Origin of the sequence: Mycobacterium gordonae (assembly GCF_001417955.2) — a bacterium.
Taxonomy (GTDB): Bacteria; Actinomycetota; Actinomycetes; order Mycobacteriales; family Mycobacteriaceae; genus Mycobacterium; species Mycobacterium gordonae_B.
Map to the genome: position 1 here is coordinate 1 of NZ_LKTM01000060.1, position 8603 is coordinate 8603.

Annotated in this window: 4 protein-coding genes and 6 pseudogenes; 6 read left to right on the top strand and 4 right to left on the bottom strand. The window is 65.1% G+C overall.

Going from position 1 to position 8603, the window contains the following annotated elements:
• Positions 1-79: 79 nt before the first annotated feature.
• Positions 80-567 (top strand): annotated as a pseudogene (locus AO501_RS08215) (helix-turn-helix domain-containing protein); the annotation flags it as partial.
• A 100-nt stretch (positions 568-667) separates the two neighbouring features.
• Here AO501_RS08215 and AO501_RS08220 read toward each other — a convergent pair.
• Together AO501_RS08220 and AO501_RS08225 are read right to left on the bottom strand one after the other, a co-directional pair.
• Positions 668-2701: a site-specific integrase gene (locus AO501_RS08220; RefSeq protein ID WP_055577259.1), complete on the bottom strand. Its 2034-nt coding sequence runs from the start codon at positions 2699-2701 to the stop codon at positions 668-670.
• Positions 2698-3909, bottom strand: a complete 1212-nt coding sequence (locus AO501_RS08225; protein ID WP_055577260.1) for a tyrosine-type recombinase/integrase — start codon at positions 3907-3909, stop codon at positions 2698-2700. The genes AO501_RS08220 and AO501_RS08225 overlap by 4 nt, the downstream gene beginning before the upstream one ends.
• 54 nt (positions 3910-3963) lie before the next feature.
• On the opposite strand from AO501_RS08225, the pseudogene AO501_RS35195 reads away from it, so the two are divergent.
• From AO501_RS35195 to AO501_RS36975, 3 pseudogenes are all read left to right on the top strand, one after another.
• A pseudogene (locus tag AO501_RS35195) lies at positions 3964-4319 on the top strand (transposase); the annotation flags it as partial.
• A pseudogene (locus AO501_RS08235) lies at positions 4316-5121 on the top strand (ExeA family protein). The pseudogenes AO501_RS35195 and AO501_RS08235, both read left to right, overlap by 4 nt.
• A gap of 168 nt (positions 5122-5289) precedes the next feature.
• Positions 5290-5588 (top strand): annotated as a pseudogene (locus AO501_RS36975) (IS3 family transposase); the annotation flags it as partial.
• Between the two features lie 236 nt (positions 5589-5824).
• Here AO501_RS36975 and AO501_RS08240 read toward each other — a convergent pair.
• Positions 5825-7051, bottom strand: a complete 1227-nt coding sequence (locus AO501_RS08240; RefSeq protein WP_082658471.1) for a L,D-transpeptidase — start codon at positions 7049-7051, stop codon at positions 5825-5827.
• A 519-nt stretch (positions 7052-7570) separates the two neighbouring features.
• On the opposite strand from AO501_RS08240, the pseudogene AO501_RS38935 reads away from it, so the two are divergent.
• Both AO501_RS38935 and AO501_RS08245 read left to right on the top strand, forming a co-directional pair.
• Positions 7571-7825: pseudogene (locus AO501_RS38935) on the top strand (metal-sensitive transcriptional regulator); the annotation flags it as partial.
• A 133-nt stretch (positions 7826-7958) separates the two neighbouring features.
• Complete coding sequence (locus AO501_RS08245; protein WP_231752394.1) at positions 7959-8225, top strand: YgaP family membrane protein; 267 nt, start codon at positions 7959-7961, stop codon at positions 8223-8225.
• A 171-nt stretch (positions 8226-8396) separates the two neighbouring features.
• Here AO501_RS08245 and AO501_RS08250 read toward each other — a convergent pair.
• Positions 8397-8603, bottom strand: a pseudogene (locus AO501_RS08250) (hypothetical protein); the annotation flags it as partial.

Sequence of the window (8603 nt, forward strand, 5' to 3'; positions counted from 1 at the left end):
GCCCGGCGAGTCGCGGTGGAGCCACTCAAACCTGACATTCTGCGACCAAACGGGGCCAGCCAAACCTGTCACACTCACCGATGCGGCGCTTTCGACCAAGGAGCAGGGAAAGATGGTGCGCGAGCTGGCTTCCTGGGAGCACATCGACCCGTTCGGGCGGCGAGTGCGTATCAGCCGCCCGAGCATCGACCGCTGGATCCGCGACTGGCGCGCCGGCGGGTTTGACGCGCTGGTGCCCAATCCGCGTCAGTGCACACCACGCACTCCGGCCGAGGCGTTGGAGCTGGCGGTGGCGCTGCGCCGGGAAGACCCGCAGCGCACGGCCGCAGCGATCCGGCGGATCCTGCGCACCCAGCTAGGCTGGGCGCGCCCGATGAACGCACCCTGCAACGCAACTTCCACCGGCTCAGCCTCACCGGCGGCACGGCTGGCGGATCGGCGCCGGTGTTCGGCCGGTTCGAAGCCGAGCATCCCCACGACCTGTGGACCGGGGATGCGCTGTACGGCATACGAATTGCGGCCCGTAAGACGTATCTGTTCGCGTTTCTAGATGATCACTCCCGGTTGTAGCAACATCCTGGCATCCGACGCAACAAGACCCCCGAAACCCCTGCTGCACGGCGTGTCTCGGCTGCCGCCGCTGCGAGTTCCGAACTCGGACGAAACGTCAAGCCCCTGCTAGAAAACGTTCACGCCGTCCGGAGAATGATGCATCAGCTGCAACATCGCTCATTTCGGCGTCGGTGATGAACAGCCGCCGGAAGTCGTGGGGGGTTACCCTTAGCGGCGCCCCGCTGGCGCCGGTCCGCTCGGTGCTAGCCAGTGTGTCGTTGATCAGCTGGCGGATCATGTTGGGGCTCAGTGGCCGGTCTTCCAGGCGCCAATGCCATTGGAACAGTAGCGGCATCGGTGGGTTCCAGATCCTCTCGTGGTAGTCGTATGCCGAGACGAGCGGGATGCCGCCGTCGGGTTGGCGGATGCGGGTGACGATGGTGGCCAGCACGTCGGCCAGTTCCGGGGAGATCACGAGCAGTCGTTCGGCGTCGGTTTTGGACGGGGTGATCTGCAGCAGCGGAATCAGTTCGCCGGTGGTTGCATGCCGGTATTGGATCAGGCTGTGGTGTGACAGTTCGGTCAGTTCCTCGATGCGGATGCCGGTCAGCGGCAGCACTTCGATGCTGGCCCATGCCCAAAAAGCTCGTCGCTCTTCAGCTTTGAGGTCACGACGACTGCAGGTCGCGGGGTCTTCGGCCCAGAGGTGGGTGCCGGATTCCGGTGAATGCTCGGCCCGCCGCAGCGCCTGCCCGTCGATGGTGATCTCCCGACCAGGCTCGGTGGCCAGGACTGCGGCCAGCGCTTGGGTGGCCCGCTGGCGGCGGTTCTCGGCAGCGGTCACCAGTGTCGGCAGCACGGGAAGGCGTTCGCGAGTGCGCTGGTCCATCCGGGACTTGCGGGCAGCGGCGGTTTTGGCGCGGCCGCTGGTCAATTCGCCGTCACGGATGGGGCAGACCGCGACCCACGGCCCCCACCGGGCCGGGTCGTCGGCGGCCCATTGCGCGATGTCCAGATAGAACGTGCGGACGTTGCCCAGGTGCTGGATCGCCGACAGTCGTGGCGTATGACGCTCGACGAGCTCGCCGCCCTCGACCGTCGTGGTCGTCTTCACCTGCATGCGCAGCATCCATGCCGCGGCGACCTCGTGGTGCAGGCCCAGCGAGGCGATGCCCGGGTGATGCAGCTCCAAGTCGCGCCAGAACAACTTGCCCAGCACATAGGATAGCTGGAGCACGGTCGCGTAGTCGGAGCCGGCCTGCAACTCCCGCAGATAGTCCACCAGCAGGTCCCGGATTGGCCGGAACTGGATGCCGTATCGGTCGATCATCTCCTCGACGCTCATCTGGCCGTGGACGTGAAACGCTCTAGTGCTCGCCGGTGCGTTGTCGGGGAACCGACCCAAAGAACGCACTAGCTGGTAGAAGAAGGCACTGCGGTATCCGCGGTCCCTGCCGCTGGCTTTGGTGGCCTCCGCGGCGAGCGGCACCATCTGGATGCAGTCGCCGGCGGTGATGTCGATGGCCCGACCTCCTTTGCCTGCCATGATCATGGCGATACGCGCCAGCGCGATCCCGCGGGCCCAGTCGCCTACGGCCAGCCGCTGGCACTGGTCGTTCAACACCGCGAACCCTTGCGGGTCGCGGCTGCGGGCCAGCGCAGTCGCGAGGTTCTTCGGCGACGGAGTCGCCAGCAACCAGCCCAGGCTCGGACGGATCACATCGGCGCAGATCAGCACCGACAGGCCGCGCGAAAAGCGGCTTTTCAGGTTGCTGACCGCGGTCTCGGTGCGGCCGGCCGCCAACGGCGTCACCGCAAGGATCCGCCAGTCGGCGGCGTGCTCCGCGCCTGAAGCAGTCCACCGCGCCTGCCAGGTACTTCCCGGCATCGTTGCTAGCCAGTCCAGCACAGTGCGTACACCTCGGCGCACCTCGGCCTGGTATTCGGCGTTATCGGCGGTGAACGGCGTGGTGAGCACCCGGGCAAGGACACGTCCGCGCGAGGCTTCGGTCGCCTCCCACGACACAGGATTCACCCGGGGCGGGAACTGCTTTCGCAGTTCGAACACGTCGCGGCGATCCGAACGAGGTCGCCGCTGATCGCGGCTCGTCGCGGGTGCCACCGACGAAGCCGGCGCCGTCGTGGTCACCGCGCGGCTCCCGGGAACAGCACATCCAGCGACTCGGGTCGGTATTCCGGCGCGATGAGCGCCGGCGCAGACGGCGCCGTCGCCCGCCGCGCATGGTGGGCCAGGATGCTTGCGATGGTCTCCCCGATCGGAGCCGAGGTATAGATCTGGGTGGTGGTCAATTGGGCATGACCCAAGATCCACTGCACATCGGTCAGCGCCATCTCCGGGTCGCGGGCCATCCGATAGGCAGCAGTATGACGCAGGTCATGGATCGAATAGTCCGTTCCAAGAACGGAATTCACGCGGACGAACATCGCCCGGCCTGCGTGATAAGTCAGCGGCCGAAACGGCCACCGCAGTGTCTGCCACAGCGGATCATCGCGCCTGGTCGGCATCTGTCCGTGAAACTCCGCCTGATACAGCCGAAGCCACACGAACGCATCCGGCGAGGCCGGAAGCTGCTGCGCCGCCCGGCTACCCTTGCGGATCACCGTGATCAGCTGCAACCCGGCATCCACATCACCGCAATGAACGCCCAGCAACTCCGACGCCCGGGCACCAGTCGAGACGAAGAAAGCGACCAACGCCCGATCACGATGCGATCCCAGCCCGGCGAACAGTTCGTTGAACTTCTCATCCGGCATGCAGCGCGGCAGTCGGTCGACCAGCTTGGGCCGATACAACCCGACACGCTCGTTGCGATGTGGATGCATCGGATTATGGTGCGCACCAAACCGTTTGCGTCGCCGCTCCCGCACTAGCGGGAACGGGTTCAGCATCGGCCCGGCACCGGTGTCCACATGAAAGTCGTAGAATGACCGCAACACACTCTCCCCATGGGCGGCAGTCCGCGGCGCATACTTCCCACCGGACACCGCAGAGGGTGCCTTGTCGCTGCACTCCCAGCGCACGCTCACCGGCTTGCTCCCGATCTGAATCCAACGGCAGAAGTCACGCGCCTCGACCCAGGTCGCCTGGTCCCACGGCACCTGCACCGCCCACAGAAACCTGAACCAGCGCAACAGATCATGACCATACGACCGCTGCGTCGCCTGCGACCGCCCGCACGCCTGCACCTCTTTGAGGAACGCAGCGACCGGCACAACCACTTCCCCGCGCGGATCGATCAACCGATACGGCTCCCACGGCGAACCGGTCGCCTCCAGCCGCCCGACCCGAGCAACGATCAGCGCCCCCAGGTCTCGCCCCGACTCATCTTCGACCACGGCGCCGAACCCTAACGGCCCCCAACGCCCGGGCGCCACTGAACAGGGAAAACTACCCCAGTAGTTCAGTTAACAGGCAACAGCTACGAGGTCGACCCGACGCTGGTCGGCCGCAAGGTCGAGCTGGTGTTCGACCCGTTCGACCTCACCCGCAACGAGGTGCGTCTGGCCGGCGCGCCGATGGGCCTGGCCATTCCGCACCACATCGGGCGTCACACCCATCCCAAGGCCAAACCCGAAACCCCCTCGGCGCCAACGCAACCCTCCGGCATCGACTACGCGCGGCTGATCGAGATCACGCATCAAGCCGAGCTGGCCCACGGCGTGAACCACGCCGCCCTCACGGGGCTAGCGACCAAATCCCCGGACAGCTCGACCTGCTCACCGGCCAGGAGGTGGCACCCCAATGATGGACAAGCTGATCTCCTACTACGGCTTGTCTCGGATGCCGTTCGGCCGCGACCTGGCCCCGTCCATGCTGCACCGCCACAGCGCGCACAGCGAAGCAGTCACCCGTATCGGCTGGTGTCGCCGACCGCCGCATCGGAGTGATTACCGGCGAGGTGGGCGCCGGCAAGCCCGTGGGTGTGCGCCGCCCTCGCCCGCCTGGACCATAGCCGCCACACCGTCATCTACCTGCCCGATCCCACCGTCGGGGTGCGCGGCATCCACCACCGCATCGTGGCCTCGCTGGGTGGGCAACCGTTGACCCACCACGCCACCCTGGCCCCCCAAGCCGCCGACGCGCTGGCCGCTGAACAGGCCGAACTGGGACGCACACCCGTCGTAGTCGTCGAGGAGGCCCACCTCCTTGGCCACGACCAATTGGAAGCGTTGCGCTTGACCAACCATGAGCTCGACTCCTTGAGCCCGTTCGCACGCCTGCTCGTCGGCCAGCCCACGCTACGGCGACGAACGAAACTCGGCGTGCTCGCCGCGCTCGACCAGCGCCTCGGGCTGCGCTACACGATGCCGCCCACGAGCGATACAGAAACCGCCAACTACCTGCGCCACCACCTCAAGCTGGACGGACGCGAGGACACCCTGCTCTCCGACGACGCGGCCGCGCTGGTCCACCAGACCAGCCGCGGCTATCCCCGCGCGGTCAACAACCTCGCCCTGCAAACCCTCCTCGTAGCATTCGCCGCCGACAAAGCCATAGTCGACGAATCCTCCACTCGCACCGCCGTTGCCGAAGTCACGGCAGACTGAACACCACCCCGACACCCCGAACACCACCGACCCCGCCGGACACCTCTCGGCGGGGTCATTTCATACCCACACGTCCTCACCGTCAGTGCCGCCGTCATGCTCATCCAGAGTGCCGGTCAACACCCGGCCCGAGCAGGCCATCCGAGGATTCCGCGGCTACACCAACGAGACAGGGGCAGCCAATTCAAGTCACGGAAGTTCGTCCACGCACTGTCGCACAACGGGTTACACAGACCGATGGGCCGCGTCGGCGCATGCGCAGACAGCGCCGCCATGGAGTCGTTCTTCGCACTTCTACAACGCAACATGCTCGACCGAAAACTCTGGTCCACCCGAGCCGAACTACGCCTGGCGATAGTGGCGTGATCGAGCGGACCTCCCACCGACGCCGCCGGCAACGCGCACTCGGCAAGCTCACCCCGATTGAGTTCGAACTGCTCCACACAACAGTCGCAACCGCGGCCTAGAACGCACCCACGAGTCAATTGAACTCGGGGCAGTCCCTTCAGGCCGATAAGTTTCTATGCGGGGCGATCTGCCCCGAACCGGCCGGGAATCACATCGCGTTCAATGAGCTAACCACCGCGCGCAATGCCCGCCGCCGTGATCTACGTCGAGGTATACGCGACCGCACCAGCCCAATGATGATCGCGTCACCGGCGCCTAGCGAGTTAGTGAGCGCCAGCACATGGTTGGGGCCGGGTCAGGCGAGGGCGCTTCCGGCCTGCCATTGCGCCCAGGGCACACTCCAGTCGCCGTTGTTCTGCAACGACAGTGACGGGCCGCCGGTGTTGCGGATCTCGACGATGTCGCCTGGCTGGGAAAACCCGAAGAACCATTTGGCGTTGTCGCCGTTGAGGTTTAGACAGCCATGGGAAGTATCGGTGTTGCCTTGGGCCCACACGGTGCTGTCGAGTTGGTGAAGATAGATCCCGTCGGGGCTGATGCGGGTGGCGTAGTTGATGGTCTCGCGGTAGCCGAGATGGGAGCTGACGGGCAGACCATAGGTCGACGAATCCATCACGACCGGATTGGACTTATCCATCACCGTGTAAACACCGGGCGGGGTCCAAAATGTCGGGGTATGGCCGGCGACGGTTTGGGTGCCGCCCATGCCCATCGAGGTGGGCATGGTGCGCACCAGAACACCATTGTCGTACACATTGACCTGTTTGGTGTTGTCGTCGGCGATAGACACATGCGCGTCCCCGATGGTGAACGAAGTCTGCTGGTCCTGTTGGCCGTACAGTCCGCCACCCAGCGGCGCGCCGTAGATGTTGGCCGCCACTCTGATTTTCGTGCCCGCCGCGTAGTAATGCTCCGGGCGCCAATGGGCGTTCTGGTCATCAACCCAATACCAGGAGCCCTCCACGGCCGGAGCCGTCGTCACAATCAGTCGGCGCTGCGCGGCCGCCCGATCGGTGATGGGTTCATCGAAGTGGGCGACAATGACCGTGCCGATTCCGTAGCTGCCGCCGTCGCGCAACACCGCACCCGAGGTGGTGGTCAGCGACACCGAGGCCTGATTCTTAGGTGTGAGCGTGGTGAACCGGGACATCTGTGACGCGGGAGTTCCCGTCGGCCCGCGACTGACCACGGTGATGGTGTAGCTGCGGCCGTAACCAAGCGGCACGCCAGGCTTCCACACTAGGTGGTCGGGGCTCATGGCACCCGGGATCGGCTTGTCTTGGTCGTTTACCATCTGCACGTCGGTCAGGGCGCCGTTGGCCGCGCTCACCGTGACTGCGCCCAGCGGGTCAACGTTCACGGCGTTGGGGCCTGGGGTGACGGTGACGGTCGCAGGCGTTTCACGGCGGGGGGCCGACTGTGTGGCAAGCGCACCATTGCGGCCATCGCTTCGCCCGATCACCACCGCGGCCACCACGGCCATCACCGTCACACTGATCACAGCGACCGCGATGCGGCTCATACGAGTTTGTCGATCAAGAGACACGAGACGCCTTCCGTTCTTCCAGATTCGTTGTCATCGGCGCCGCGCGGGCTACAGCCACGTACGGCATCAGAAGCTACAAGCCCACGTCAATCGTGAACGTTGAAGCTCAGGTGGTCGAAGCTGCGGAATGGGGCGACCACTGCCCCTTACCGCAGGGCTCCATGGGTCCGGACCCATACCCGTTCAGGGTATAGCATGTTGCCGGCTCTCTCGATCTTCAGCACCAATGGCTCAGACCAATACACGAGACATCGGTCAGTTCCTTTCCGCATTGACGCCTGTCAGCCAAGAACCGACCCACTATACGGTTGGGCACGATACGGGCTTGCGGCAGTCGGATAGACGGAGACGCCATGAACAACTCGTGGTGTGACTGCACCCGCCCAATGACTGGCACCATACCAATACCCGTACAGGTATTCAAGCGGTCGGTAAGATGACACCCAGATACCCCCTGGGGTAGTATCTGGGATGTCTACTGGAGATGGGAATTCAATGTTCGGCGACGAAGACACCATCACCGCGGTGCTCAACCGATTGCGGCGCACGCAGGGTCAACTCGCCAGGGTGATAGCCATAATCGAGCAAGGCCCCGACCGCAAAGAAATGATCACCCAGCTCGCGGCGGTCTCCCGCACCCTTGACCGGGCTGGGTTCATGATCGTGGCATCCGGTCTGCTGGACTGCATTAACGAGAGCAGCTCAGGCGAGCCACCGCGGCCGACCGAGACCCAGTTGGAAAGCTTCTTCGCCCTGTCTCGCTCGCGGCCTCAATCGGTGATGCGGACAGATAGCCAAGAGTCCAGGCCCGCTGTTGGGCGCTGCGCCGCAACCGACTTGCCAGTCGCGGCGTCGGGCAGACGAACTGACAAGGAGAACTGTCATGCAAGACCAGGCGTTGACGGCGCCCGGCATGTTCGGGATGCCCAAGCCGCAGGGATGGACGATCGAGCGGATCGTGAGCCTCGTAGCCGGGACTGTAGTGCTCGCAACGCAGATCGCGCAGACCGCGCGATCTGAGCATTCGGGGCTTCTGCGCCTCCTCGCGGGATGGGTCGGCGCGAACTTGTTGCTCAACGCGGCAGTGGGCTGGTGTCCACTGAGTGTGCTGCTGCATCGCGCAGGGATTCCGACGGCCGCCGCGACCTAGGCTAACTACTACATACTGTAAGTAGCCTAGGTCTCGCGTTTACTCAGAACCTCGACTCCACCGACGGTCGGGCTCCAATGTGGGCAGGACACCTGGCCACAGGCCACAGCTACCGTACGCCGACACCACCGTCGAACGCGCCCGCACCCACATCCAAGGCCAAGCTGGACGCTACCGCGCACCACCCTGATCGTCGTCGATGACGCCGACCACCTGCACCCCGACCACCTGCAGTGGATCGCCGAAAACGCCGGCGTCACCAACACCAAACTGCTCCGGATCACCGCCCGCCGGCCCACACCCCGACCACCGCCGCTGATCACCTACTGCCCTGGCGCACCGCCTCTGCACCCCCGACCACCCCCACCGACGCCATCG

What these genes read in the sequence shown, in the direction of transcription:
- AO501_RS08245 (WP_231752394.1), top strand. Translation starts at nt 7,959, where the DNA reads ATGCAAGACCAGGCGTTGACGGCGCCCGGCATGTTCGGGATGCCCAAG.
- AO501_RS08240 (WP_082658471.1), bottom strand. Translation starts at nt 7,051, where the DNA reads ATGAGCCGCATCGCGGTCGCTGTGATCAGTGTGACGGTGATGGCCGTG.